General features: G+C 66.0%; 29 protein-coding genes. 10 read left to right on the top strand and 19 right to left on the bottom strand.

All coding sequences use genetic code 11. The features are described 5' to 3' along the window. Positions 1-94: 94 nt before the first annotated feature. From ACZ9J7_RS04345 to ACZ9J7_RS04325, 5 genes are all read right to left on the bottom strand, one after another. On the bottom strand, positions 95-1,132 hold the full coding sequence (locus ACZ9J7_RS04345) for a nitronate monooxygenase (protein WP_476207317.1): 1,038 nt from the start codon (positions 1,130-1,132) through the stop codon (positions 95-97). Between the two features lie 137 nt (positions 1,133-1,269). Next, entirely contained in the window at positions 1,270-1,464 is a 195-nt protein-coding gene (locus tag ACZ9J7_RS04340) for a hypothetical protein (RefSeq protein WP_476207315.1), read from the bottom strand. 226 nt (positions 1,465-1,690) lie between these two features. Then, positions 1,691-2,458 carry a GAF and ANTAR domain-containing protein gene (locus ACZ9J7_RS04335; RefSeq protein WP_476207313.1) on the bottom strand — a complete coding sequence of 256 codons (768 nt, stop codon included), beginning with the start codon at positions 2,456-2,458 and terminating at the stop codon, positions 1,691-1,693. After that, positions 2,455-2,706, bottom strand: a complete 252-nt coding sequence (locus ACZ9J7_RS04330) for a hypothetical protein (RefSeq protein ID WP_476207311.1) — start codon at positions 2,704-2,706, stop codon at positions 2,455-2,457. The genes ACZ9J7_RS04335 and ACZ9J7_RS04330 overlap by 4 nt, the downstream gene beginning before the upstream one ends. Positions 2,707-3,066: 360 nt before the next feature. After that, the gene (locus tag ACZ9J7_RS04325; RefSeq protein ID WP_476207310.1) at positions 3,067-3,261 is read right to left on the bottom strand and encodes a hypothetical protein; all 195 of its coding nucleotides are present in this window, start codon (positions 3,259-3,261) and stop codon (positions 3,067-3,069) included. Between the two features lie 233 nt (positions 3,262-3,494). Here ACZ9J7_RS04325 and ACZ9J7_RS04320 point away from each other — a divergent pair, with 233 nt between their 5' ends. After that, entirely contained in the window at positions 3,495-4,229 is a 735-nt protein-coding gene (locus tag ACZ9J7_RS04320; RefSeq protein ID WP_476207308.1) for a GAF and ANTAR domain-containing protein, read from the top strand. 34 nt (positions 4,230-4,263) lie between these two features. Here ACZ9J7_RS04320 and ACZ9J7_RS04315 read toward each other — a convergent pair whose 3' ends face one another. Then, entirely contained in the window at positions 4,264-4,992 is a 729-nt protein-coding gene (locus ACZ9J7_RS04315) for a Type 1 glutamine amidotransferase-like domain-containing protein (RefSeq protein WP_476207306.1), read from the bottom strand. 90 nt (positions 4,993-5,082) lie between these two features. On the opposite strand from ACZ9J7_RS04315, the gene ACZ9J7_RS04310 reads away from it, so the two are divergent. The 3 genes from ACZ9J7_RS04310 (at position 5,083) to ACZ9J7_RS04300 (ending at position 6,670) form a co-directional block, all read left to right on the top strand. Further along, positions 5,083-5,415, top strand: coding sequence for an ArsR/SmtB family transcription factor (locus ACZ9J7_RS04310; protein WP_476207304.1), 333 nt, complete (start codon positions 5,083-5,085; stop codon positions 5,413-5,415). A gap of 12 nt (positions 5,416-5,427) precedes the next feature. Further along, complete coding sequence (locus ACZ9J7_RS04305; RefSeq protein WP_476207303.1) at positions 5,428-5,925, top strand: SRPBCC family protein; 498 nt, start codon at positions 5,428-5,430, stop codon at positions 5,923-5,925. Positions 5,926-6,076: 151 nt separating this feature from the next. Next, a complete protein-coding gene (locus ACZ9J7_RS04300; protein ID WP_476207301.1) occupies positions 6,077-6,670 on the top strand; it encodes a DnaJ family domain-containing protein in 594 nt (197 codons plus the stop codon). Here ACZ9J7_RS04300 and ACZ9J7_RS04295 read toward each other — a convergent pair. Next, on the bottom strand, positions 6,667-7,635 hold the full coding sequence (locus ACZ9J7_RS04295) for an IS481 family transposase (protein ID WP_476207300.1): 969 nt from the start codon (positions 7,633-7,635) through the stop codon (positions 6,667-6,669). The genes ACZ9J7_RS04300 and ACZ9J7_RS04295 overlap by 4 nt on opposite strands. A gap of 247 nt (positions 7,636-7,882) precedes the next feature. Next, positions 7,883-10,054, bottom strand: coding sequence for a transglycosylase domain-containing protein (locus ACZ9J7_RS04290; protein WP_476207299.1), 2,172 nt, complete (start codon positions 10,052-10,054; stop codon positions 7,883-7,885). Between the two features lie 177 nt (positions 10,055-10,231). Here ACZ9J7_RS04290 and ACZ9J7_RS04285 point away from each other — a divergent pair, with 177 nt between their 5' ends. After that, positions 10,232-10,858 carry a PadR family transcriptional regulator gene (locus tag ACZ9J7_RS04285; protein WP_476207298.1) on the top strand — a complete coding sequence of 209 codons (627 nt, stop codon included), beginning with the start codon at positions 10,232-10,234 and terminating at the stop codon, positions 10,856-10,858. An 8-nt stretch (positions 10,859-10,866) separates the two neighbouring features. Here ACZ9J7_RS04285 and ACZ9J7_RS04280 read toward each other — a convergent pair whose 3' ends face one another. The 3 genes from ACZ9J7_RS04280 to ACZ9J7_RS04270 all read right to left on the bottom strand — a co-directional run bounded on the left by ACZ9J7_RS04280 (position 10,867) and on the right by ACZ9J7_RS04270 (position 13,538). Continuing rightward, positions 10,867-12,186, bottom strand: a complete 1,320-nt coding sequence (locus tag ACZ9J7_RS04280; RefSeq protein WP_476207296.1) for an ammonium transporter — start codon at positions 12,184-12,186, stop codon at positions 10,867-10,869. A 321-nt stretch (positions 12,187-12,507) separates the two neighbouring features. Next, the gene (locus ACZ9J7_RS04275) at positions 12,508-13,302 is read right to left on the bottom strand and encodes a carbon-nitrogen hydrolase family protein (RefSeq protein WP_476207294.1); all 795 of its coding nucleotides are present in this window, start codon (positions 13,300-13,302) and stop codon (positions 12,508-12,510) included. Further along, a complete protein-coding gene (locus ACZ9J7_RS04270; RefSeq protein ID WP_476207292.1) occupies positions 13,302-13,538 on the bottom strand; it encodes a DUF2630 family protein in 237 nt (78 codons plus the stop codon). Before ACZ9J7_RS04270 ends, ACZ9J7_RS04275 begins: the two co-directional genes overlap by 1 nt. A gap of 85 nt (positions 13,539-13,623) precedes the next feature. On the opposite strand from ACZ9J7_RS04270, the gene ACZ9J7_RS04265 reads away from it, so the two are divergent. Continuing rightward, positions 13,624-14,022 carry a hypothetical protein gene (locus tag ACZ9J7_RS04265; protein ID WP_476207291.1) on the top strand — a complete coding sequence of 133 codons (399 nt, stop codon included), beginning with the start codon at positions 13,624-13,626 and terminating at the stop codon, positions 14,020-14,022. Here the strand turns inward: ACZ9J7_RS04265 and ACZ9J7_RS04260 are convergent. The 4 genes from ACZ9J7_RS04260 to ACZ9J7_RS04245 form a co-directional block, all read right to left on the bottom strand. Further along, complete coding sequence (locus ACZ9J7_RS04260) at positions 14,019-14,351, bottom strand: DUF202 domain-containing protein (RefSeq protein WP_476207289.1); 333 nt, start codon at positions 14,349-14,351, stop codon at positions 14,019-14,021. The two genes, ACZ9J7_RS04265 and ACZ9J7_RS04260, sit on opposite strands and share 4 nt — an antisense overlap. A gap of 3 nt (positions 14,352-14,354) precedes the next feature. Then, positions 14,355-14,705 (bottom strand): YidH family protein, encoded by a 351-nt coding sequence (locus ACZ9J7_RS04255; protein WP_141161464.1) that lies wholly within the window; start codon positions 14,703-14,705, stop codon positions 14,355-14,357. 91 nt (positions 14,706-14,796) lie between these two features. Further along, a complete protein-coding gene (gene lhgO, locus ACZ9J7_RS04250) occupies positions 14,797-15,999 on the bottom strand; it encodes an L-2-hydroxyglutarate oxidase (RefSeq protein ID WP_476207287.1) in 1,203 nt (400 codons plus the stop codon). Between the two features lie 57 nt (positions 16,000-16,056). Further along, a complete protein-coding gene (locus ACZ9J7_RS04245) occupies positions 16,057-16,416 on the bottom strand; it encodes a YnfA family protein (protein ID WP_476207285.1) in 360 nt (119 codons plus the stop codon). A 202-nt stretch (positions 16,417-16,618) separates the two neighbouring features. Between ACZ9J7_RS04245 and ACZ9J7_RS04240 the strand changes: the two genes are divergently transcribed. Next, on the top strand, positions 16,619-17,716 hold the full coding sequence (locus ACZ9J7_RS04240; RefSeq protein ID WP_476207283.1) for a ferredoxin reductase: 1,098 nt from the start codon (positions 16,619-16,621) through the stop codon (positions 17,714-17,716). A 13-nt stretch (positions 17,717-17,729) separates the two neighbouring features. Next, positions 17,730-18,914 carry a fatty acid desaturase family protein gene (locus ACZ9J7_RS04235; RefSeq protein ID WP_476207281.1) on the top strand — a complete coding sequence of 395 codons (1,185 nt, stop codon included), beginning with the start codon at positions 17,730-17,732 and terminating at the stop codon, positions 18,912-18,914. A 66-nt stretch (positions 18,915-18,980) separates the two neighbouring features. On the opposite strand, the gene ACZ9J7_RS04230 is transcribed toward ACZ9J7_RS04235, so the two are convergent. The 4 genes from ACZ9J7_RS04230 to ACZ9J7_RS04215 all read right to left on the bottom strand — a co-directional run bounded on the left by ACZ9J7_RS04230 (position 18,981) and on the right by ACZ9J7_RS04215 (position 21,785). Then, positions 18,981-20,042, bottom strand: coding sequence for a cation diffusion facilitator family transporter (locus ACZ9J7_RS04230; RefSeq protein ID WP_476207280.1), 1,062 nt, complete (start codon positions 20,040-20,042; stop codon positions 18,981-18,983). After that, complete coding sequence (locus ACZ9J7_RS04225) at positions 20,039-20,416, bottom strand: ArsR/SmtB family transcription factor (protein WP_476207279.1); 378 nt, start codon at positions 20,414-20,416, stop codon at positions 20,039-20,041. The genes ACZ9J7_RS04230 and ACZ9J7_RS04225 overlap by 4 nt, the downstream gene beginning before the upstream one ends. A gap of 146 nt (positions 20,417-20,562) precedes the next feature. Then, the gene (locus ACZ9J7_RS04220) at positions 20,563-20,973 is read right to left on the bottom strand and encodes a response regulator transcription factor (protein WP_476207277.1); all 411 of its coding nucleotides are present in this window, start codon (positions 20,971-20,973) and stop codon (positions 20,563-20,565) included. Between the two features lie 68 nt (positions 20,974-21,041). Beyond that, complete coding sequence (locus tag ACZ9J7_RS04215) at positions 21,042-21,785, bottom strand: GAF and ANTAR domain-containing protein (protein WP_476207276.1); 744 nt, start codon at positions 21,783-21,785, stop codon at positions 21,042-21,044. 292 nt (positions 21,786-22,077) lie between these two features. Between ACZ9J7_RS04215 and ACZ9J7_RS04210 the strand changes: the two genes are divergently transcribed. Together ACZ9J7_RS04210 and ACZ9J7_RS04205 are read left to right on the top strand one after the other, a co-directional pair. Then, a complete protein-coding gene (locus ACZ9J7_RS04210) occupies positions 22,078-22,671 on the top strand; it encodes an adenylate kinase (protein WP_476207274.1) in 594 nt (197 codons plus the stop codon). A gap of 46 nt (positions 22,672-22,717) precedes the next feature. Continuing rightward, on the top strand, positions 22,718-23,596 hold the full coding sequence (locus tag ACZ9J7_RS04205; RefSeq protein WP_476207272.1) for an NAD-dependent epimerase/dehydratase family protein: 879 nt from the start codon (positions 22,718-22,720) through the stop codon (positions 23,594-23,596). Positions 23,597-23,676: the final 80 nt, after the last annotated feature.

Raw genomic sequence — 23,676 nt, 5'->3', positions numbered from 1 at the left:
GCACCCCCGCTTCCATGGCGCGCACGGCGGGCCGGCTCCCTTCCGGGCCGGCCCGCCGTCGGGCTTTAACAAGCGGACGACGGCGGGCCAAGCCTTACGGCCCCAGGCTCGCCAGGATTGAAGCGGCCGGGCCCTCCACACAGTTCCGGTAGTTGATGCCCGACCACAGGTTCAACCAGTCCGGCTCTCCCGCTGCCGCCGCGGCGGCCCGCAAGGGCGTTGTGAGATGGTGGATTTCCGGGTAGCCGTAGGGGGCCTCGGCGTCGTGGCGGCGCATGAACTCGTTGTGCAGGCCCCTGGCGTTGCGGCCCGAAAAGGCCCGGGTGACGGCCGTGGTGGTGAAACGGTCCGGCGACGCCAACGCGGCCCGGTGCGCCGGTTTGGTTCCCGCTTCGTCGGCGCGGAGGAATGCCGTGCCGGCCTGCACGGCGACGGCACCGATGGCCAACGCGGCGCGGGTGTGATCCGCCGTGGCAATGCCGCCCGCTGCCACCAGGGGCACCTCCAGGTCGGCGAGGTCGCCAAGGATCCCGTGGAGGGGCGCCAGGGGAGGAGGCGCATCCGCCTTGAACGTGCCCCGGTGGCCGCCTGCTTCGGGCCCCTGGACGCACAACGCATCAGCGCCCCGGGTAAGCGCCTGGAGGGCCTCTTCCCGGCCGGTCACCGTGGCCATGACGTACACACCGCGATTCTTCAGGGCCTCGACAATGTCGGCGCCCGGAAAATCGAAGGTAAAGGACACCACGGCGGGTGCAAGGTCCAGCAATACTTCGAGCTTTTGGTCCCAGCCGTCGTCGTCATGCCTCGGCTCGCCAAGGGCCACCCCGAAGCGTTCCGCATCGGGGGCCAGCGACCTGGCGTATTGCTGCAGGGAGGCCTGGCTGATGACCGATTCCTGGGGCACGAACAGGTTCACGCCGAAGGGCTTGTCCGTTTGTTCCCTCACTGCCGCGATCTCTGCCCGCATGGCCGCGGCAGTCTTGTAGCCTGCCGCCACGAAGCCCAGTCCGCCACCTGCGCTCACCGCTGCTGCCAGTTGCGGGGTGGAAGGTCCGCCGGCCATCGGAGCCTGGATGACGGGGAGCCCCAGCGATTCGAACGTGAACCTGGTGTGCCTCTGCTGCGTTGCCATGAGCCCTTCCCCTCGTTTGGCTATCCCTGACGAATGCTACGCCGGATCTTCATGACCAATGCTTAAGGCAGCAAAAAGGGCGTTGACGACGGCGGGTGGGGGCCGCCGTCGTCAACGCCCTTTTGCGGGTGGACGGCTTAGAGGGCCAATGCCGGCTCGTTCGCGCGCAAGCTCAGCGTGAAGGTGTTGGGTCCGCTGCAGGTGACGGCAATGCGGCAGGTGGTGGTGTTGTGGCGCGCGGAGAGGTCGGAGACCGCGGAATCGAGGGTCTCGTGGAGGGAAGCCCGGTCCCAGATCTTCAGCGTCACGGATTCGGCAGTGTTAAACGTCATTGTTCAGTACTTTCCTGTGTCAAGCCGGTTGTGTCCCCGGCAATGGCCTGTCCGCGCTCGGAGGGTCGGTGGCCTGCGCTCACCGGTGGGCCTCGTTGCGTCACCAGGATGTCAAGGGCGGATATTCCGGCCCTGCCTATCCATAGTGCCCATGGCGGACGAGCCTGCTCAACCAAATCACGCATTTGTTGCGAGTGAATCTCATCACGTGTGACCGGCGCCACAGCTACTCGTCGAAGTGGGCGGTGATCCGCTCTTCCCCTGAAATCGAGGTAATGACCGTGGCGGCCACGTCACGGAGCTTGACGTTACGGGTGCTTGAGGCGCGGGTAAGGACGCTGAAGGCCGTGTCCCGGTCGCAGCGGTTCTGGGCCATGATCGCCCCGACAGCCATGTCGATCACGGTGCGAGACTGCATGGCGGCGGCCAGGTCATTCCTGGCTTCGCGGAGCTGGGATATCCGCAGGATCAGCCGCAGCGAACTGGCGGCCTGGGCTGCAAACGACTCAACGGTGGCGATGTCTTCTCCGGAGAACCCGTTGCTCCTGCCCGAGTAGAGATTCAAGACCGCCTCGCCGTCCCCCGCCAGGTCCAGCGGGACGGCGAGGATGGAGCAGACGCCGTGCCGGGCGGCGGTACGGACATAGGGTCCCCAGCGGGTTTCGGCAGCAAGGTCCGGCACCAGGAGGGTGGCTCCCTGCTGGAGTGCCGTAAGGCAGGGGCCTTGGCCAAATCCGTTCTGCAGTTCGTCAAGGGCCTTTGCCGCAGCATCGCTTGCCGCCACGGCCTGCGGTCTTTTGTGCCTCAGTACGGTGACGCCGCTGTGGATGGAGTTGCCCGGGGTGGACAGCCGCGTACTGGCCAGGACAGCCAGTTCGGTGAGGAAACCCCTGATGTCCTGGCTTCCCAGGACCAGCTGCTGCAGCGACTGTTCGGCATCTTCCAGGGGATGCCCGTCGGGTTCCTGGAACGGATGCCCTTCGCCGGTGGTCACTGGTCCCCACCCTCGGACAATTCCCTCATGGCCGTGGCAATCAAGCCTACCTGGGCCGCTGGAAGATGGAGCGCTTCGTTGAGGTAGGCGTCAAACGACATCTCGTCGGCGTCACCACCAAGGCCGTAGTAGTACGTCCACAGTTTTATCATCGGGACCTGCGTGTTTCGGAACCGCCGGGCCACATCCTTGCGCTGCTCGTCGGCCTCCAGCAGTTTGTCGGGGCCCCCGGTCCAGTCGGCGTTCATTCCCGCCCTCCAACCTGCGGCGCGGACAATCGGCCGGCGTCCAAGGTGCTGCGGTCCGTACCAGGCCGTGAAGCGGAGCCGGTGACCAGCCCGAGGAGGAACCGGTGGGACCCGGGGCTTTCCAGCAGCAGGTCCTGGTATTGGCCGGCGGCGGTCAGAGCGTTGTTCCCGGCCACATGGCCTCGATCCGTAGTTGTGCCAGGCGTTGCCCGTCCTGGCTGGCGGCCGCCGCTCTTGGCGCGGTGGGCCCTTTTATTCAACCTCCGGATCGTGACACCATCCCGAAATCTCCTACCTTTGACACTACGCCCTTGGGGATGGATCTGATATAGCGGCTCCTGCCCCCGGGAACTTGGCCGCCTACGCGCCCGCCGTCGTCGTCCCCGGTTCGCTGCCGCCGTCGTTGTCCCGCTCTGCCTCCGCCGGACTGCCCGGGCCGGCGTCGCCGGACAGGCCGAAGTATTTCAGCCACAAAGCGGCCAAGGAGATGTCGGCTGCCTTCATTGCCGCCCGCAGCCGCCGCCGTTGTTCCGGCTCGTTCTGATCGAAGCCCACTGGGCCGTTCCTAGTCCCGGAAGGCCGGCGTCCCGGCCAATGTCGAGGCACTGATGTCCTGCCGCGGACTGCCGGTTCCACGTGGTTTCCGCACACGTTGCTGCAGCGCTTCGCCAGAGGTGACTGTACTGGGTCCGTCAAGCGGAAGCGGCTGCGCCATGCCTTCAGCATAAGCCCACCCCAAGTGACGCCTCCGCTGCCGCGCAAGGGTCAGTAACCGTAAGATGAACCCCATGCTGAATCCTGCCAACAGTGTGACTGTCCAGCACCTCCAGGAGGTCCTGGTAGGCGCCGAGAATGCCGTTGAGTTCCTTTCCGGACTATCGGGAATGGCGGCAGCGGCTGTCTCCGAGGCAGCTGGGGACGACATCGAGTGCGCTGTCACCCTGAAGCTCCGGCGGCGCCCCACCACTGCGGCCGGCAGCAGCGCCAGGGCGCTGGAACTGGACCTTATCGAGCAGGCGCTGGGGGACGGTCCCTGCATCAGGGCGCTGCGTGAAATGGCGCCCGTGCTGATTGACGACGTCGGTCGGGACGCCCGGTGGACCACGTACAACCAGGAACTGGTGCGGCGGGGCGTGCACAGCTCCCTGGGTGTCCCACTGGAGATCAGCGGCGAGGCCAGTGCCGCACTGAACTTTTTCGCCACGCGGCCCGGAGTGTTCACGGCAGACGTTTACGACAAAGCGGCGGGCTTCGCCGCCGCTGCCCACAACACCTTGCACCTCTCGGTACGTATCAGCACGGCGCAGAACAGGGCTGATGACCTGGAAGCCGCCCTGGAAAGCAGGACCGCCATCAACCTGGCCTGCGGCGTCATCATGGCGCAAAACCGGTGTTCGCAGGAAGAAGCGATGGAAATCCTCACCAAGGTCTCCAGCAACCGCAACCGGAAGCTGAGGGACGTGGCCAAGGAACTGATTGAACAGCTCTCCGGAGGCAGTGTCCAGACCCACTTCGACTCCTAGCTTTGCGCCTGGACTGCAAACTGCCCGGGCCCCGTCAGGCGCCGACGCGGAGCGAGACGACGGCGCCGCCCCCTGCGTTGCGAATATCCCAGGCGTTGCCGCTCCCGATAACCCGGTACCCACTGGCGCCTGCCCGGTCCAGCACCACTGCCGTGTTCTCGTCAATGGCGACTGCCCACTCTACCCGGCACGCCGCCACGGCCCCCACTGCGCGGCTTACCGTCCCCGCCTGCGCGGCGTGGACATCCACCGTGAACGGAACCAGTCCCAGGCCCGTCCGGATCTCCACTGCCTCCAGGCCTTCCGAGCATCCCTCCCCGCACACGTCCACCCCGTTGATCCGGTAGCCGCCGATCAGTGCCCGGTGCGGCGCCACCATGGCCCCGGCGGAAAACCCCAAGTAGGGGCTCCCCGCGGCCACCAGGCGGGAAATGGCGGCGGCCACGGGATGCAGGCCTTCCCAATAGGCCGGCGTCAACCCGCCGCCCACCACCACGCCGTCCACGTCATCGAATGCGGCAGGATCCGCCGGCTTGTCCCCGCCCAGCGGGATGGCCACGATCCCGCAGCCAAGCCTGGCTTGGAGTGGCGCCGAGCAGGGCTCCATGAGCTCCTCCAGGCTTCCTCCGCGATGGTGCACAGCCACGGCAATCCTGGCAGCCCGGCCGGGTGCCGCATGCCGGCGGACCGCATCCGCAAACTGGTCAAAGACGCCCGGAAAGCCCAGTGGATCAGGGCCTGCCCCCACAAGGAAGATGCTCATGATCTTCAAGATACCGGCCGGGACCCGCCCGGCGTGGGAGACAGAAAATGCCATTGACCAGGGCGGCCCCGCGGGATATCGTACAACCAAATGGTTGTAGATCAGCTCCGTGAGGCCGAACTGGACCGCCTTTTCCAGGCGTTCGCCGATTCCACCCGCCGTGACATTGTCCGCCGGGTGACCGTCGAGGAGTCCTCAGTATCCGGGCTCGCCGCCCTCTATGCCATGAGCTTCGCCGCCGTCCAGAAGCATGTGGCGGTGTTGGAGCGCGCCTGCCTTGTCACCAAGGAAAAGCGCGGAAGGGAACAGATCGTGCGGGGCAACCATGAAGGACTGCAGCAAGCCCGCCGGCTGCTCGAGGACTATGAACAAGTCTGGCGGCAGCGCGCCGACCGGATGGCCCGGATTCTCACTGAAGGTTAGGAAGGCAATGCCATGACAGTCATCAGTACGGATAAGAACCCCGAGGCCCTGAGCCTCACCCTCGTTGCCGAGTTCGACGCCGGCCTGGAACGCGTCTGGCAGCTCTTCGAGGACCCGCGTCAGCTGGAGCGCTGGTGGGGTCCGCCCACCTATCCGGCGACCTTCTACAAGCACGACTTCGTTCCGGGCGGCCGCGCCAGCTATTACATGACCGGCCCCGCGGGGGACAAGGCCCACGGCTGGTGGGAGTTCACCAGCATCGAATCGCCGCGCCAGCTTGAGTTCGACGACGGTTTTGCGGACAGCGACGGCAACCCCACCGGGGAGTTCGGCATCAGCCATGCCACGGTCAGCCTGGAGCCGCTGGGGGAGCGGACCCGCATGACCATCCACTCCGAGTTCGAATCCGAGGAACAGCTGGAGCAGATGATGGCGATGGGCATGGAGGAGGGACTCAAGGAGGCAGTCGGCCAGATCGACGGCATCCTTGCCGAGCACGCCAACGCCTGACAGTGCAACAACCGCCACCTTTGCCACGGCGCCGGGTGGGCGGACGACGGCGGGCTGTTCCGTCGTCGTACGCCCACCCCGGGCGTTGAACGAGCAGGCCCGCCGCTGAATACTGGAGGTTGGGACCCGGCGAGGGAAGGCGGTGGCAGCGATGAGCGGCGGCGCAGGGGATTTCCGCAAGCGCCTGGAGCGTGCGGCCGAGGTGCGGTCGTATCGTGGTGCCGGCATCAGCGCCGAGGAGGAAGCCGCGCTGGATGCCCTCGACGCGCAGGAGCGGGAGAAGCGCAAAAAAGTCAGTGATGCCGCCCGCGCGGAATACCTGGTCCGGGACGCCATGGCGCAAGGCAAGTTCGACAACCTGAAGTACGCGGGCAAGCCAATTCCCGGCTTGGGCGAGTCATACGATCCCGACTGGTGGGTGAAGGGGCTGATCCAGCGGGAGAACATCAGCGGCCTGGGGCCGGCGGCCATCCTCCTCCGCGCTGAGGACGCCGGGCTCGACGCGAAACTGGACGCCCAGTACACGGAGCAGCAGGTCCGCGATGTCCTGGCGGATTTCAACCGGCGGGTGGTTGATGCGCGCCGCCAGCTGCAGGGCGGCCCGCCGGTGGTCACCAAGACCCGCGACGTGGAGGGGGAAGTGGAGCGTTGGCGCAGCCGGCGTGCCGTGCGGGTCGACGAGGCGCCGGCCGCGCCGGAGCCGGAACGCTCGTGGTGGAAGCGGCTGTGGAAAGGGACCGGCTAGGTGTATTGACCTGAGAGGTTGGTGACGCGGCTGGCCGGTGGCTGACCTTTGAGTGAGGTGTGACCTCGATGATGATTGTAGTGATGGAGCCAGCCAGCGAAAGCGGCAACACGCTCGGCCTCTGATCTGTAAGGACGGGCGTAGGCCCATTCGTCGAGCAGGGTGCGGTTGTAGCGCTCGACTTTGCCGTTGGTCTGAGGCCTGTAGGGACGGGTGCGTTTGTGCTTGATGTCCGGGCCCAAGGCGTCTTTGAACGCGTAGGAGCGGTAGCAGGAACCGTTATCGGTCAGGACCCGTTTGACCGTGATCCCGTGGGACTCGAAGTAGGCGTTGGCACGTTCCCAGAATCCGGCCGCGGTGTCCTTTTTCTCATCGGTCAGGATCTCCGTGTAGGCGAGCCGGGAGTGGTCATCGACGGCGTTGTGCAAGAAAGCGTGGCCCGGTCTCCTGTTCGCCGCGGTGCCGGTCTTGTTCCGGTTTCCGGCGGCCCTGCCGACACTGCGGTGGCCCCCGCCGTCGGGGATCCGTCCAAGTTTCTTAATGTCGACGTGGACCAGGTCCCCGGGTCTGTGGTGCTCGTAGCGGCGGATCACCCGGCCCGTGGCCCGGTCCAGCCACGACAGCCTCGCCAGCCCGAATCGGGACAGGACCCGGTGCACCGTGGAGGGGTGGATGCCCAGCAGATAGCCGATCCGTGCCGGGCCCCAGCGGCGGTTGACCCTGATCGCGACGATCCGCCGCTCCCGCCGCATGGAGGTCCGTCGCGGGGAGTTGATGGGCCGGCTGGAACGATCACCCATCCCGTGCTCACCGTGCTCCCGGTAACGGGCCGCCCACCGCGCTGCGGTCGTCACCGACACCTGGAACCGCTCAGCAGCACGGCGCAGCGGCCACCCGTCATCGACGATGCACCGGGCCAGCCGGAGCCGTCCCTTCGGCGTCAGAAGCGCGTTAGCATGGGACATTGAAGACCTCCTTGTGGATCGGACTCTTAGACAAGCCCCACTCCACTTGGAGGTCTTCTTTTTGTCACCTAACCACGCCGCATGTTCCTAACCTCCGTGGTCAATACAGCTAGGCGTTTTGGTTTACTTTCCCGAACAGCCCGCACCGTGCGTTGTAGTACCTGTCAGTCTGGCCCTGGTGGACCAGGCCGATCCGTGTGCATACCCGCTGCGACGCCGCGTTGGCAGGGTGCGTCACCGCGGGTGCCTAGGGCTTGTAATTCGGGTTGGGTCCGATCATCGAGGCGGGCGGTGGCGCGAACGGGGCTGCGGGATACAGCGGCGCCACCTTGAGCATGTAATTGGCCCACTGCGGTCCGGCAATCATGTACCCGTCAAGGCTGGGATAAAAGGTTCCGTTGATGGTCACGTTCTGCCCTGCCCGCTTTTGGCCTTCCAGTGCATCGCCGAAGAAGGACGCCGTGACCAGGCCGGTGGTGTAACCCACTACCCACGTGGAACCGTTGTTGTTGGAGGTTCCGGTCTTGGCGGCGGTGGGAACTTTGTCCTGTACCTTCGGGTTGATCCAGACGCCGGAACCCTTTTTCAGCACGTCCTGCAGCACCGAGTTGACGCCCCGGGCCACATCGGGTTTGACGGCGTCGTGGCAGTCGGGGGCCTGGGCGGGCAGCTTTGCCCCTGCCGCATCGGTCACCTCGGCCAGGGCGATCGGCGCACAGTAGCGGCCCTCCGTGGCGAAGGTGGCAAAGGCGTTCGCCAGGGTAAGCGGGGCCACGCCCGTGCCGCCCAGCAGGTTGCCCAGCTGATGCATGTTGACCGGCGTGCTGTCCAAGCCACTATGCAGGCCCACGGAGTCCACCATCTTCTGGATGCCGCAAAAATCGAGCTGGGCTGCCGAGGCGAAAGTGGCGGTGTTGATGGAGTTGTACAGGCCGTAGTTGACGGGCATCGGCCGGTAGAAGCCGTCCTCGGCGTTCTGCAGGTCATCGGCGGCGCCAAGGGCCGGGTTGGCCTGCGCCGTGCTGTACGCTCCCAGCACCTTCCCGCAGCTGTCCTTCCACGGGAACCCCAGGGGGTAGACCCGGCGTGAGGCATCCACTTCCGCGGTAAGCGGCTTGCCCTCGTTCAACCACTCCGCGAAGGTAAAGGGCTTCATGGTCGAGCCCGGCTGGAACCCGCCGGCGCCGTTGAGGTCGTTGCCCTGGGCGTCCCTGGCGTCCACGTTGAAGTTCAGGTTGGTATCGAACTTGCCCGGCTGGGGGAGGAACACCGTGTTCTGGGCCATGGCCAGGATCTTGCCGCTGCCCGGCTGCACGGTCAGGAGCGAGGCTGCCCACCGGTCCGGATTGGTACCCGCTGTCCCGTCCACCTGGGCCTGGGCCGCCGCCTGGAGCCTGCTGTCCAGGGTGGTGACGATGGTCAGGCCGCCGCGGTACAGCCTCCGCTCACGCTCAGCCTCCGTGGGGCCGTAGGCGGGATTGTTCAGGATCAGGTGGGAGATGTAGTCGCAGAAGTAGGGCGCCATCGCGGCATTGGCGCAGCCCTGCTGTTGCGGCGTGATCTTCAGTTCGATGGGGGTGGCCACTGCCGCGTCGTACTGGGCCTGCGTGATCCTTCGCAGGCGGAGCATCTCGGACAGGACCTGGTTCCGGCGCACAATCGACTTGTCGGGATTGGTGACCGGGTTGTACAGGGTGGGGCTGTTGACCAGTCCGGCCAGCAAGGCGGCCTGGGGCAGGGTGAGGTCCTTCGCGGTGGTGCTGAAGAAGTAGCGCGCCGCGGCCTCTATCCCGTAGGCGTTGCTGCTGAAAAACACGATGTTGAGATAGCCCTCAAGGATCTGGTCCTTGGTGTACTTCTTCTCCAGCGCGATGGCGAGCTTCATTTCACGCAGCTTGTCGCCGAAGTTCTTCTGCCCGTTGAGCACCACCGCGTCCGGCCTGTCCTGCGAGAGCTCCGCCTCGTTCAGGACGTTGGTGACGTACTGCTGCGTAATGGTGGACGCGCCCTGCTCACCGCCCTTGGTCAGGTTGGACACCAGTGCGCGCAGGATGCCCTGCGGATCCACGCCGGCGTGGGTGTAAAACCTGCTGTCCTCGATGGCGACGATGCCGTCCTTGATGAAGGGCGACATCTGGTCCAGCGGAACCTTGACGCGGTTTTCCGCATAGAAAGTGGCGATTGTCTGCCCGTCGGAGGTGAGGACTTTGGTGGCCTGCGACGGCGGCTGGACTGTCAGCTCCGCGGGCAGGCTTTCAAAGAAGCCAATGGACGAGCTGACCCCCATGCCCGCCGCTGCCACGGCCGGGACCACAAGGCTGGCGGCCAGCACGCCGCACATGGCACTCGCTGCGAGGAACCCCAGGACCCTTCCCAGGGCTGCACCAAAACCGCGCCTGCGCTTCCGCCTCTTTGCCATTCCTCAGCCCCCGCGCTCGAAGGTGGGACCAGAATACGCTCCTCCCGAGGGGTGGAACAGGTCCTTGAAGGTCAGGATTTGGTCACGCCAAACTATTGACCAGCGATAGCTACCGACATATCGTTAACTATCGCTGAAACAGCAGCGACAAACTGAAAGTGAAAGGACGATGCCACCATGAAAGGCATATTCGACGAAAAACAGCAGGGCCCTGAATTCGGCAAAGGCCGCTTTGAACGGGGGAGGGGCCGCCGGGGGCCGCATGGCCACCGCGGGCCAGGCTTCGGTCCGGGGTTTGGGCCCAATTTTGGTCCCGGGTTCGGACCCGGGTTCGGTCCCGGGTTTGGTCCGGGCTTTGGACGCGGCGGACGGCGGGCCAGCCGGGGTGATGTCCGCGCGGCCATCCTCTCGCTGCTGGGAGAGGCCCCGTCCAATGGTTACGGGCTGATCAAGACCATCGCCGCGAAGACCGGCGGCATGTGGCGGCCCAGCCCGGGATCCATCTACCCCACGCTCCAGCAGCTGGTGGATGAGGGGCTGATCGAGGCCGTCGGTGAGGGCCGTGGCACGGAGTTTGCGCTGACGGACGCCGGCAAGGCCTACGTCGCCGAACACGCTGAGGAGATGGACAACGCCTGGAACGCCGAACCGGACAGTGCCGACAGGGACTTCCACCAGAGCATTGGCAAGCTCATGGGCGCCATCCATCAGTTCCGCACCGGGGTGAGCGAGGAGCAGCGGGCCGCCGCCATGGAAAAGATGGACGAAACGCGCCGCGCGCTTTACAAGATCCTTGCGGACTAGGGCCGGACTTACGCGAAGGAGTCTTCCTTGGCGTGCCGTTCAGCGGCAGCCGGGGCCGTTGGAATGTGGGCCGCGGCCTGGCGCAGGGGGTTGAAGCCGGCTCCGATCTCACCGAAGGCATAGGCCGTCTCGGCGTGCTCAGCGAGGTCCACGCCGGCGGTCTCGGCCTCGTGGCTGACACGGAAGCCAACGGTCTTGTGGATCACCCGGGCAATGACCGCGGTTCCGACGCCGGACAGCAGGAGCGTGATGACCACCGCGGCCACCTGGGCGATGAGCTGCTGGACTCCGCCGCCGTAGAAGAGGCCGCCGCCCTGGCCGCTCACCGGGAGGGCAATGAACCCCAAAGAGAGGGTGCCGACAAGGCCTGCGCCGAGGTGGACACCCACCACGTCCAGGGAGTCATCAAGGCCAAACCGGTACTTGAGGTCCACGAACACGCAGCAGGCGGCTCCGGCCACCAGGCCCAGGCCGATAGCGGCCACCGGGCTGATGTTGGCGCAGGAAGGGGTGATGGCCACCAGCCCGGCGACCACGCCGGAGGCTGCACCCAGGGAAGTCGGGTGTCCGTGGCGGATCTTTTCGGTGACCAGCCAGCTCAGCATCGCCGCGGCAGGAGCCACCAGGGTGTTGATCCAGATGAGGCCGGCCTGTTCCACGCTGGTGGCAGCTCCGCCGTTGAAGCCGAACCAGCCAAACCACAGGATTGCAGCGCCGAGCATGATGAAGGGCAGGTTGTGGGGGCGGTGGTTGGGGTCCTTCGCGAACCCGTGGCGCTGGCCAACAATAACGGCGAGCACCAAGGCTGCTGTACCCGAGCTGATTTCCACCACGGCGCCGCCGGCGAAGTCAATGACCTGGCCGAAGATGTCCGTGACGGCCCCGCCGGCGCTCATCAGCCCGCCACCCCAGATCATGTAGGCGAGGGGGCAGTAGATCAGGGTGATCCATACGGGCACGAACAGGACCCAGGCGCTGAACTTGGCCCGGTCGGCGATGGCGCCACTGATCAGTGCGACAGTGACAATGGCGAAGGTAGCGCTGTAACCGGCTTTGAGGAGGTCCGGTGAACCCATCAGGTCCTGCAGGCCAAAGCTGGCAAAGGGGTTGCCGAACAGTCCCAGGACGCCGGTTCCGGTGGTCATCGAGTAGCCCCAGAGGACCCAGACCACGCCGACGATCCCCGCCGAGATGAAGCTCATCATGATCATGTTCAGGGCGGCCTTGGCGCGGGTCATGCCGCCGTAGAAGAGGCCAAGCCCGGGGGTCATCAGGAGGACCATTGCGGCCGAAATCATCAGCCAGACGTGTTGGGCAGTGATTTCCACCGGTGGGTCCCTTCGCAATGTGAACGTGGTGCGGGACCCGTTTGGCCCCGCGGCATTTCCCCCGGGCTCCATTTTTCGCGGCGTGTGTTTCAACCAATGCCGCCTAAAGTTGCGGCCACGTTACACAAATCGCCCGCGCGTGAAGTTCACGTATCAGCTATGTTTCGGGCATGTAAACGGCCTCTTGTCCGTTGACGTCCGCAGTATCCCGCAACCCGGCCCATTCCCTGCAGGCAAAGGCAAAAGCGGCCGACGGCGGGTGAGACCCGCCGTCAGGCGCTCTTTTGCGTGTGTTTCGAAGCTATGAACGTGGCCTCACCCTCAGAAAGTGCGGGCGTTGGCGAGGACCGGCAGTGTGGCCCGGACGTCCTCCACGGTTGACGGGTCGATGTCGACGACGGCGAGTTCAGGCTTCCCGCCCAGGACCACCACGGGCTTCCCCAGGGGTGTGACCACCGCGCTGTGCCCGATGCCGGTGGGTGCGGTGCCCGCCGGGCCGGCGCCCACCGTTTGGGGATCGCCCTGCCCGCAGGCAACCACGAACGTTGTGCTGTCCAGGGCCCGGGCGCGCACCAGCAGGTCCCACTGCTCTGCCTTGCCTTCGCCGGCGCCCCACGAGGCGCACACGATGTTCACCTGGGCGCCTGCATTGGCGTTTGCCGTGAACAGGCCCGGAAAGCGGACGTCGTAGCAGGTGGCCAGGCCAAACACGGTCCCGTCCAGCTCGAATGTCACCGGGGCTTCCCCGGCGTCCACCGTCCTGGATTCCGTGAAGCCAAAGGCGTCAAAAAGGTGGACCTTGTCGTAGGCCGCCTCCACCCCGGGCCCGGTGACCAGGAGGGTGTTACGGACCCGGCCGTCCTTGCCCGGCGTGAACATGCCGGCCACGATCGCCAGGTCCAGCTCAGCGGCCATCCTGCGGACCTCGCCGGCCCACGGTCCGTCCACGGGCTCGGCAATGTCCTTCAGGGAATGGCCAAAGGCGCGCATGGTCGCCTCGGGAAAGACCACCAGTTGGGCGCCGGCGTTCTTGGCCTGGGCGGCGTATTCCCAGACCAGTTCCAGGTTGGCTGCGGGGTCTGAACCGCTGATGACCTGCGCTACTGCAATCCGCATTACTGCCTGTAACCCTCCACTTCGCTGATCGGGCGGGCCTCGGCGTCGTTCGGGTTCTCGCCCGAATCCTTCTTGGCTCGGCGTTGGCGCAGCAGGTCCCAGCACTGGTCCAGGCTTTCTTCCACGTACTTGAGCCGTGCCTGGTCCGGCGCCTGCCCGTCGCCCGGGCCTTCGCGCAGCGAGTGCTCCTCCTCCACCAGGGCCTGGATGTGCGTCAAAATATCCTGATCGTTCATGGCTTCCCCTTACTCCGGTCCGGTCCCCTTCAGCGTACGTACCCGGTGCTGAAGGAGCCAGCCCCTGAGCTGTACCATCAACTCCATGCCCACTGCGCTCGATATGGCAGGTCCCATCCTGGAAGTGCTCACCTGGTTGTGCCTGCCCGCAGGATTGGGGCTGCTCTTCTACACCGGATTCCTCCGCCGCTTCGTGCACCCCTGGGACGTTGCCGAGGCCGTGGTGTACTCGGATTCCACCGGTGTAGGCTTCCGCTGGCTCGACCGGAAGCACCAGGTACACCACGCCCCCATGTCCCCTTATGACATCAGGGACATGGCCGCGGGGGACACCCTGCCCATCTATTACCACCCCAAGCGCCCCACGCAGTGGCAGACCACCAGGCCGGAGGAGGCCGGCAGGACGGCGTCGGTCCTGGGCCGCTGCCTGACGGCAATCGGCGCCGTGGCGCTGCTGGCCGGCTTTGTCCTGCCGATGTTCTAGCTGACCAGGACCACCACAATTCCCAGGCACCCCAGCGCGACGCCCGCAAAGGCAGTCCAAAGCACGGCGGGCAGGTCGGCTTCGATGCTTTCGCCTGCCAGGCCGTGGGACCTGGCCCGGTAACGGCGGCGCTGGGTGAAGTAGATGCCAAGGGCAGCGCCGCCGGAAATCACCGGCAGCATCAGGATGGGCGCGCCGTAGGTGGGGAGCCAGCGCAGGAAGAAAGCGCTCGCCGTGGCCAGCGCCAGCATGGTCCGCCCCCATGCGAGGGCGGTCCGCTCGGGTTGGAGGCCGGGATCGCCGTGGGGGCTGGGTGCGCGTGATGCCACAGGTCAGCGCCAGAGGATGAAGACCAGCACGACGGCGGCGGCCAGCGCGCCTGCCCCGGCCAACAGGGGCACAAAAAGCGGCAGCGGCAGCGGCGCCTTGTTGCGCATGCTCCGTTCCACCCGGAGCCAACGCAGGGCAGCACCACCGCTGAGCATCATGCCCAGCAGCAGCAACAGGATGGCCAGGCCCTTCCGGACAGGTTCGATGAAGAGGCCGGAGGTGAACGCCTCGATGGCGATGCCGCCTGCAAGCAGCGCCAGCGAAGTCCGGATCCAGGCCAGGAAGGTGCGTTCGTTGGCCAGCGTAAAACGCGGGTCCGGTTCCTCGCCGCCGGGGAGCAGCCGTTCGGCCATTCTTCCGCGCGACGGCGGGACGGTGGGCCTGGGGGGCTGCTCACTGTTGATCACCGGGCCAGTTTAGCCGCGGCAGGTGCGGGCCTGCCGGTCAGGGAGTTTGGCGGAACACGGCTTTGCCGGCCAGATGATCCCCGATGGGCAGGGCGGCAGTTGCGGCAGGGGAGGGGGCGTTCAAAACGTGGATCATCCGGTCCGTCTCTGCCAGCAGGAAATCGTGGAGGAGCGTTCCGTCCCGGCGTACAGCCTGTGCGCGGATGCCTGCCTCGTACGGCAGCAGGTCCGCTTTCGCCAGTCCCGGGGCGTATTTGCGGCATTCCTGCAGGTAGCTTCCCTTGAACAGCGAGTTGCGGACCTCGCGCACCGCGGTGGCGGCATTGGTCCGGGCCACATGCCACAGCCCCGGAAAGCGCACATAGCGGCCCACATCCCTGAGGTCCACCGAGAACTTGGGATAGCCCTCCCGGGCCAGGCCCAGCACCGCATTGGGTCCCACCGTGATGCTGCCGTGGATGGTGGGAGTGAGATGGACCCCAAGGAAGGGCAGGTCCGGGTCCGGTACCGGGTAGATGAGGTGCCTGACGTAGCCGGATTTGGCGTCCGGCAGCTCAAAATATTCTCCGCGGAAAGGAATGATCTGCACATCGATTTTCATTCCGGCCATTTCCGCCAGGCGGTCCGACTGCAGGCCCGCGCAGGCCACCAGGCGCCGGCAGGAATAGCGGGCCTGGGCTGTGCCAACGTCCACCCGGTCTGAATGCTCCACGATTGAGTCCACCCGGGCTCCGGTGATGACCCGGCCGCCGGCAGCAGAGATGAGGCCGGCCAGTTTTCGCGCCACGTCCCGGTAGTCCACGATGCCGGTGCTGGGGATGAACAGGGCGCCCAGGCCTGCAACGTTGGGTTCGCGCCGGTTGAGTTCGTCCCGGTCGATGCTCTCGCAGTCCAGCCCATGGACGGCCGCGCGTTCTTCGAGGCGGTTCAACCTGTCCAGCTCCGTGGCGGACGTTGCCACCAGCAGTTTGCCCGGCTCGGCGTACCTGATGCCATGTTCCCGGCAGAACTCCTTGGTCTGCTGCGACCCCGCCTTGCTGAAGCGTGCCTTGAGGCTGTCCGGGGCGTAGTAGATCCCGGAGTGGATGACGCCGCTGTTGTGTCCGGTCTGGTGTGAAGCCAGGGAGTCTGCAGACTCAAGCAGGACCAGCGAAGCTCCCGGTTGCTTCTGCAACAGCTGGTAAGCCGTTGCCAGGCCCACGATCCCGCCGCCGATAACGCAGTAGTCCACCCGGTCCACAGGTCCCGCCTTTCGTCGTGGCTAGAGTTTAGCCACCCCCGCTAACAGCGCGCCCGGCTATCCGCCGCTGCGGGGAGCAAACATGATCACGGCAACCCCCAGGAGGCAGACCAGGGACCCGGCGATGTCCCACCGGTCCGGGCGGAAGCCGTCAAAGGCCATGCCCCAGGCCAGGGAACCGGCCACGAACACGCCGCCGTAGGCCGCCAGGATCCGGCCGAAATGGGCATCGGGCTGGAGCGTGGCCACGAAACCGTAGGCGCCCAGCGCGATCACGCCAAGCCCGGCCCACCACCAGTCCTTGCCTTCGCGAACGGCCTGCCACACCAGCCAGGCCCCACCTATTTCCGCCACAGCGGCCAGCACGAACAACACGACGGTCTTGAAAATATTGACAGTCTCACCAGGGATACCCACGAAGCCATCATCCCAGCCGGGAATGCGGCGGGGCCCCGGACCTGGGATGGAGCCGACAGGACGCTGGGAACCTTTTGCGAGACCGAACCGTTACTCTTAAAGTGCGGTGTGGGGGCTTCGCGCCCCAACTACACTGTGACTGCTGACCGGTCATATGACGGAGAGAGAGAAATATGGCTCGCGCCGCCCTAGGCTTTGACGCATGATCCGGCTACGACAGCTGGCCCAGGCGGCTTCAGTACTCACCACCCCGTTATCGCCGGAGGATGTCCTCTCGCTCTTCAACCCTGTCTATTCAGCCCGGCAGCTCCGGGGCGTGGTGACCAGGGTGGTCCAGGAAACCGCCCAGTCGGCAACCATCTTCTTCCGTCCCGGCCGGGGCTGGAAGGCGCACCTTGCCGGGCAGTGGGCCCGCATCGGCGTCGAACTCGACGGGGTCCGCCACTGGCGCTCCTACTCACTCAGCGCCCCCGCGGGCAAGGACCCGGCCATCACCGTCACCGACGTCGGCGCCGTCTCCGGCACCCTGGTGCGCACCACCAAGCCCGGCGACGTCCTGTTCCTGGCCCCGCCGCAGGGGGACTTCGTCCTTCCGGAGCATCCCCGCCCACTCCTCATGGTCACCGCCGGCAGCGGCATCACTCCGGTGATGTCCATGATCCGTACCCTTGTGCCGCGGCGTCCGGATGCCGACGTCGTCCTGGTCCACTCCGCGCGCACGCCCGGGGACAGCCTGTTCCGGGAAGAGCTGGCAGAGCTCGCGGACCAGTTCCCCAATTTCCGCCTGGCGCACTGGTACACGGGCGAGCAGGGCCGGATGGACTTCTCCAGCACCCGTGAGCTGGACGAGATCTGCCCCGACTGGAAAGAGCGGGCAGCCTACGCCTGCGGCCCGGACAGCTTCCTGGACGACGCCGAGGCGCTGTGGAAGCGCGCGGCCTTGACCACGCGCGCCCCCGGGACCGACGTCGCACTGGCCGGCGATGCCGGCAACCTGATGATCGAACGCTTCAACACCACCTTCAACGCAGGCGTGGGGCACGACGGCGGCCTGGTCACCTTCGAGGCTTCCGACCGCGAGGTGGAGGCCGACGGCGACACCCCCATCCTGGACATCGGCGAGGACGCCGGGGTGCTGATGCCCAGCGGCTGCCGCATGGGAATCTGCCACAGCTGCCTTACGCCATTGCTCGCAGGGCAGGTCCGCGACCTCCGCACCGGGGAAATCCATGGCGAACCCGGCCAACTGATCCAAACGTGTGTTTCGGCAGCCGCCGGACCCGTCAACCTCGAACTCTGAGGAGCAGCACCGTATGACTGTCATCTCACCCACGAAAACCACCACCGCCGCAGGTGCCAGCGCCGGCACCTCCAGGACGCGCCCCGGAAAACTGGCCGAATCGGGAAGCCCCAGCGTCCGGCCACCCGCGGCCGCGCACCTCAGCGACGAACAGGTGGCTGAGCTGGGCCGTGAGCTCGACGCCATCCGGGACGAGATCCTGGGCAAGCGCGGCGCGGAAGACGCCGCCTACATCCGCCGCATGATCAAGATCCAGCGCGGCCTGGAACTTTCCGGCCGGGCCGCCCTGCTGGTCAGCAAGAACAAGGCTGCCTGGGTCACCGGCACCACCCTCCTGAGCCTGGCCAAGATCCTGGAAAACATGGAACTGGGCCACAACATCCTGCACGGCCAGTGGGACTGGATGCGGGACCCGGACATCCACTCCACCACCTGGGAATGGGACTTCGTCACCCCGTCGCGGTCCTGGCAGCACACCCACAACGATCTGCACCACCGCTGGACCAACGTGGTGGGCAAGGACAACGACGTCGGATACAACCTCCTGCGCATGGATGAGCAGCAGCCGTGGAAGCCCATCAACCTGGCTAACCCGCTGTTCAACGCCATCCTTGCCCCGGTCTTCGAGTGGGGCATCGCCATCTACGACCTCGAGCTGACCGAGTACAAAGAAGGCACCAAGTCCAAGGAGGCCCTGCTCAAGGACCTCAAGGCCCTGGGCAAGAAGGTGGTCACCCAGTTCACCAAGGACTACGCCGCCACCCCCGCCCTGGCCATGCTGACCGGCTCCGCGAAGCAGGCCCTCTTCGGGACCATCGCAGCCAACGCCATCCGCAACGTCTGGGCGCATGCGGTGATCTTCTGCGGGCATTTCCCGGAAGGCACCGACACCTTCACCGAAGAGATGGTGGATGGAGAGACCCGCGGGGACTGGTACGTCCGCCAGATGATCGGGTCCGCCAACATCTCCGGTTCCAAGTTCATGCACCTCATGACCGGCAACCTCTCGCACCAGATCGAGCACCACCTCTTCCCCGACCTGCCTTCCAACCGGTACGCGGAAGTGGCACCCAGGGTCCGTGAGATCTGCCAGCGCTACGGCCTGAAGTACACCACAGGTCCGCTCCTGAAGCAGGTGGGTTCATCATGGGCCAAGGTCTTCAAACTGGCGCTGCCTGGAAAGACTGCCCGGGCCTAGCCCAAAAATTCAAAAACACAGAAGTGGCCCGCCGGCTGGCAGGGCCACTTCTGTGTTTGGTGCCTGCTACCGCCGGGTGGCGGGAGCCAGGAGCATATGGTCAAGCTTGGGCAGTGCGTGCCGAAGCCTGTGCCCGGCGCGGTCGAGGATCTCTTCCGCCTGCGACAACTCCGTGTCAGCGACCTCGATCCGTGCCGATCCCTGGAGCCGGTGGCCGGACCACCGAAGCTGCAGGTTTCCTACCGCGAGCACGCCCGGCGTCTCCTCCAGCGCCACCTGTGCGCGGGAGACCAGGTCTGGTTCGATGCCGTCCATGAGCCGCCGGCCGATGCTCCGCACAGTGCCCCAGAGCAGCACCATGATGGCTGCGGAGATGGCCAGGCCGACAATGGGGTCCGCCAGCGGAAAACCGAGCATGACGCCGACGGCGCCGATCACCACAGCCAACGAGGTGAAGCCGTCGGTCCGGGCGTGCACACCGTCCGCCACCAGCGCGGCGGAACCGATCCTGCGGCCCACCCGGATGCGGTAGATGGCCACGGCTTCGTTTCCGGCAAAGCCGATCAGGCCTGCGGCCATGACCCAGCCCAGGTTCTGCAGCGGCTGGGGATGGATCAGCCGGTCAATCGACTGCCAGCCGGCCACGACGGCGGAGAGCGCCACCACGGCCACGATGAACAGGCCTGCCAGGTCTTCTGCCCGGCCATAGCCGTAGGTGTACCGGCGGTTGGCGGCCCTGCGCCCCAGGATGAAAGCAACCCATAGGGGCACTGCGGTCAGGGCATCGGAGAAGTTGTGGATGGTGTCCGCCAGCAAGGCCACCGAGCTGCTGAACAGGACCACCAGGAACTGCAGCACGGTGGTGGCCAGCAGCACGAACATGCTGATCTTCAGCGCCCGGACGCCCTCGGTGCTGGCTTCCATCGCGTCGTCTATGGAATCGGCGGCGTCGTGGGTGTGCGGGACGAACAGTTCAAACAGCCAGCCCTTGAACCCGGAATGGTGATGGTGGTCGTGGTCATGCCCTTCCCCGTGGTCGTGGCCGTGCCCGTGGTCGTGGTCATGCCCTTCCCCGTGGTCGTGGTCGTGGTCATGGGTGTGCGTGGACTCCTGGTGCGGCCGGCTCATGAGGCACTCCGTTGCGCGGGGTGGTTGGCGATCCGGTGGTGGGCCGGTTCCCCGCCGAGGGCATGCTCGGCCTGGAAAATAGCATCGGCCACCAGCTGCCGTGCATGCTCGTTTTCCAGCCGGTAGAGCACACGCGTCCCGTCCTGCCGCGTGGACACCATCCGGGCCAGGCGCATTTTGGCCAGGTGCTGGGAAACAGCGGCAGGGGACTTGCCCACCACGTCCGCAAGGGCGCCCACCGCCATCTCCCCATCACGGAGGGCAAGGACGATGCGCACCCTGGTGGCATCGGCCAGCATGGCGAACACCTCCACGGCCAGCTCCACGTACTGGCTGTCAGTGCCCAGGGAGCAAGCATTCTTATCTGCATTCATGCGCATATAGTGTCACATGCTTGGCTGCGGTGCATCATGGTCCACCGGTACCCCGTGGACGGATCATCCTGGGAAGAGCAGCCAACGCACCGCCGTCGGGCGCCGCCCTGCCGCTGAGGGGTTACGCCGGACTGCCGGCCGGCGGCTCAGCAGTGCGATGTGCCGGGTATGTGCGGCTCCTGGGAGGCGGCCGCCGCCGGGCATAGCTTCCCGGCCAGCTCTTTCAGCTCCTTCGGATGGAAGGGTTTGGTGAGGTAGCCGGCGGCCCCGGACGCCATGCCGGCAAGGACGTCGTCCTCCTCGGAGCGGGCGGTGAGGAACAGCAGCGGCGCGGTGGTGAGGGCGCGGATGGCGCGCGCCACCACGTGTCCGTCCATATCCGGAAGACCAAGGTCCAGGGTGACCAGGGCGGTGGCGGGATCGGCCGCTGCTGCGATGCCCTCCCCGCCCGTGGCCACGGCGGTGACCTTGAAACCTGCGCGGGCAAGGACCACGGAGATCAGGCCCCGGATATCGTCGTCATCCTCCACGACAAGGCAAACACGCTGCTGTTCCAAATTGAGCCCCCCGGCGAAAAGTTGGCACCATTCTACTGGGCGGGCGGGGATGCCGCAGGCCGCGGGGCCTAGCCGTCGTAATGGGTGCGCGCGGGCCCCTGGCCCAGGGCGTTCACCACGGCCGCGGCCACATCGTGGAGCTTGGTGTTGCGGGTGCTCGACGCGGTCTTCAGGATGGCGAAAGCGTCCTCCTGGCTGCACCGGTTCTGGGCCATGATGATCCCCACCGCCATGTCGATGACCGTGCGGGACTCAAGGGTGGCGCGGAGGTTCGCCGCCGCCTCGCTGTAATGTGCAAAGCGCACTGCAAGACGGAGCGCCAGCGATGTTTGGCTGACAAAATCCTCGGCGAACTTCAGCACCCGGCCCTCGAAGCGGTGGGCGCGCCGGGAGTAGAGCAGCAGTGCTGCCTTGGTTTCGCCTTCGAGCCGGAAGGGCAGGGCAGCAACCGACCGGACTCCCTTCGCCACGACGGCAGGGGAGTAGTCCGGCCAGCGCCCATCGTCCTCGAGGTCCGGCGCGTGGACAGTCTCCTGCTCGGTGTATGCGGTCAGGCTCGGAGTCTCGGCGAACCTGTGCTCAAGCCGTCCGATGGACTTTGCCTCCGGGCTGCTGCTGGCGATCGTCGCCGTCTTCCGCTGCCGGAGCAGGGTGATGGCGCACAGCATCTCGTCGCCGGGCTCTGAAAGGTTACGGGCGGACACCTGTGCCAGTTCGTTAAGGAAGTCCTCAACGTCGGAGCTGTTGAGGACCAGTTCATGCAGGTGCTCGGTGATGGATGTATCGGTTTTTGCTGTTGACTCGCCGGCCACGGTTTCTTGGTGCCATTCGTTCAGGTCAAAACGAGCCTGCAACACACACGCATGCCCCACAACTGGGCGGCGGAGCCGGTGATGGTCGCTGGATCGACGAACTTTCCAACGGCCTGCTGCTAAACCGATAACCAGAGTATATACATGTGCCGGTGGGGCGAATCCCATTTACCACCCGGCCGTAACACCGGTTGCTGGCGCCGGACAGGGGCCAACCGGCACAATGAAGCGGGATCCGGTGCTGCCTCCGACGGGCCCATAGACCGTGCCCCCGCTGCGGAAGGACAGGAACATGAGCAGGCTCCTTATCATCGGCCCGCCGGGCTCCGGCAAGGGAACGCAAGCCGAGCACCTGGCGCGGCATTTCCAGGTCCCCGCCGTGTCCACCGGGGACATCTTCAGGAGCAACGTCAGGCGGAAGACGGACTTGGGAAACCAAGCCGCGCGGTACCTCGACGACGGCCACTTCGTCCCGGACCACCTCACCAACGCGCTGGTGAAGGACAGGCTCATGGAAAGCGATGCGAGGCAGGGATTCCTGCTGGACGGCTATCCGCGCACCGCCCCGCAGGCATTGGAACTGGATCACATGCTCGCGGACCACGGCCACGTGCTGGACGCTGTCATCGAACTGACGGCGCCGGACGCGGAACTCGAGGAGCGGATGCAGCGGCGTGCCCTGGAGCAGGGCCGCACCGATGACACGATCGACGTTTTTCGGCGCAGGCTGGATCTCTACCACCGGCAGACCCATGAAGTAGTCTCGGTGTACGCGGGCCGGGGCATCCTGGTGTCCGTCAACGGCAGCGGTGATCCGGACGGGATCACCGCAGCGGCAATCGCCGCCGTCGAACAGTTCCTTGCAGCCCCGCGCCCTCCGTCCTGACCGAAACACCGCACGGGTGAACGCACTCCAACAGAAGGAAACACTGATGAGAATTGCCGTTACAGGCGGAACCGGAAAACTGGGACGGCACGTGGTGCGCCGGCTCACCGACGACGGCCACCAGGTCCTCACCCTGGACCGGGCAGGTGAACGCAGCCCGGAACTCCTGGTGGTGGACCTGCGCAACTACGGGCATGTTGTGGACGCCCTGCTGGGGGTGGATGACCGGCATGAGGGGTTCGACGCCGTGGTGCACCTGGGTGCCATTCCCGCCCCCGGCATCCTCCCGGACGCAGCAACGTTCGAGAACAATATGCTGTCCACCTACAACGTCTTCCAGGCTGCGCGGCGGGCCGGGATCAAGAAGGTGGTGTACGCCTCCAGCGAGACCGTGCTGGGGCTGCCGTTCGACATCGACCCGCCCTACATTCCCGTAGATGAGGAATACCCGCCGCGGCCGGAAAGCACCTACTCCCTGGTGAAGACCCTGGAGGAGCGGATGGCCGTGGAAATGACGCGGTGGGACCCGGAACTGAGCATCACGGGCCTGCGGTTCTCCAACGTCATGGATGAGGCCGACTACGAAAAGTTCCCCTCCTTCGATGACGACCCGACGCTGCGGAAATGGAACCTGTGGGGCTACATCGACGGCCGGGACGGCGCCCAGGCCGTGGCCCGGGCGCTGGAGAACGCCAAGCCGGGGTTCGAGGCCTTCATCATCGCCAATGCCGACACCGTGATGAGCCGGTCCAGCGCCGGCCTCGCCGCCGAGGTGTTTCCGGACGTCAAGGTCACCAAGGAGCTGGGCGAGCACGAAACGATGCTGTCCATCGACAAGGCGCGGCGGCTGCTGGGCTTCGAGCCCGAGCACAGCTGGCGGAACCACGCAGCAGGCGGCCCGGGCGCCGGGGAGAACCAGGCCTAACGAAGGTACGCAGCAACCGGTCCGCAGCACTCGCCAAGGGTTGGCACAGGATCGTCCAAGGAGCCGGAAGCCGTGCGCTT

This window comes from Pseudarthrobacter sp. TE9888, assembly GCF_056279345.1.
The sequence above is the reverse complement of the archived record's forward strand: the minus strand, read 5'-3'. Positions and strand labels throughout refer to the sequence as shown.

Coding starts and splice junctions, on each gene's coding strand:
- ACZ9J7_RS04345 (WP_476207317.1), bottom strand. CDS start 1,132: ATGGCAACGCAGCAGAGGCACACCAGGTTCACGTTCGAATCGCTGGGG.
- ACZ9J7_RS04340 (WP_476207315.1), bottom strand. CDS start 1,464: ATGACGTTTAACACTGCCGAATCCGTGACGCTGAAGATCTGGGACCGG.
- ACZ9J7_RS04330 (WP_476207311.1), bottom strand. CDS start 2,706: ATGAACGCCGACTGGACCGGGGGCCCCGACAAACTGCTGGAGGCCGAC.
- ACZ9J7_RS04320 (WP_476207308.1), top strand. CDS start 3,495: ATGCTGAATCCTGCCAACAGTGTGACTGTCCAGCACCTCCAGGAGGTC.
- ACZ9J7_RS04315 (WP_476207306.1), bottom strand. CDS start 4,992: ATGAGCATCTTCCTTGTGGGGGCAGGCCCTGATCCACTGGGCTTTCCG.
- ACZ9J7_RS04310 (WP_476207304.1), top strand. CDS start 5,083: ATGGTTGTAGATCAGCTCCGTGAGGCCGAACTGGACCGCCTTTTCCAG.
- ACZ9J7_RS04305 (WP_476207303.1), top strand. CDS start 5,428: ATGACAGTCATCAGTACGGATAAGAACCCCGAGGCCCTGAGCCTCACC.
- ACZ9J7_RS04300 (WP_476207301.1), top strand. CDS start 6,077: ATGAGCGGCGGCGCAGGGGATTTCCGCAAGCGCCTGGAGCGTGCGGCC.
- ACZ9J7_RS04295 (WP_476207300.1), bottom strand. CDS start 7,635: ATGTCCCATGCTAACGCGCTTCTGACGCCGAAGGGACGGCTCCGGCTG.
- ACZ9J7_RS04290 (WP_476207299.1), bottom strand. CDS start 10,054: ATGGCAAAGAGGCGGAAGCGCAGGCGCGGTTTTGGTGCAGCCCTGGGA.
- ACZ9J7_RS04285 (WP_476207298.1), top strand. CDS start 10,232: ATGAAAGGCATATTCGACGAAAAACAGCAGGGCCCTGAATTCGGCAAA.
- ACZ9J7_RS04275 (WP_476207294.1), bottom strand. CDS start 13,302: ATGCGGATTGCAGTAGCGCAGGTCATCAGCGGTTCAGACCCCGCAGCC.
- ACZ9J7_RS04270 (WP_476207292.1), bottom strand. CDS start 13,538: ATGAACGATCAGGATATTTTGACGCACATCCAGGCCCTGGTGGAGGAG.
- ACZ9J7_RS04265 (WP_476207291.1), top strand. CDS start 13,624: ATGCCCACTGCGCTCGATATGGCAGGTCCCATCCTGGAAGTGCTCACC.
- ACZ9J7_RS04255 (WP_141161464.1), bottom strand. CDS start 14,705: ATGGCCGAACGGCTGCTCCCCGGCGGCGAGGAACCGGACCCGCGTTTT.
- ACZ9J7_RS04240 (WP_476207283.1), top strand. CDS start 16,619: ATGATCCGGCTACGACAGCTGGCCCAGGCGGCTTCAGTACTCACCACC.
- ACZ9J7_RS04235 (WP_476207281.1), top strand. CDS start 17,730: ATGACTGTCATCTCACCCACGAAAACCACCACCGCCGCAGGTGCCAGC.
- ACZ9J7_RS04230 (WP_476207280.1), bottom strand. CDS start 20,042: ATGAGCCGGCCGCACCAGGAGTCCACGCACACCCATGACCACGACCAC.
- ACZ9J7_RS04225 (WP_476207279.1), bottom strand. CDS start 20,416: ATGAATGCAGATAAGAATGCTTGCTCCCTGGGCACTGACAGCCAGTAC.
- ACZ9J7_RS04210 (WP_476207274.1), top strand. CDS start 22,078: ATGAGCAGGCTCCTTATCATCGGCCCGCCGGGCTCCGGCAAGGGAACG.
- ACZ9J7_RS04205 (WP_476207272.1), top strand. CDS start 22,718: ATGAGAATTGCCGTTACAGGCGGAACCGGAAAACTGGGACGGCACGTG.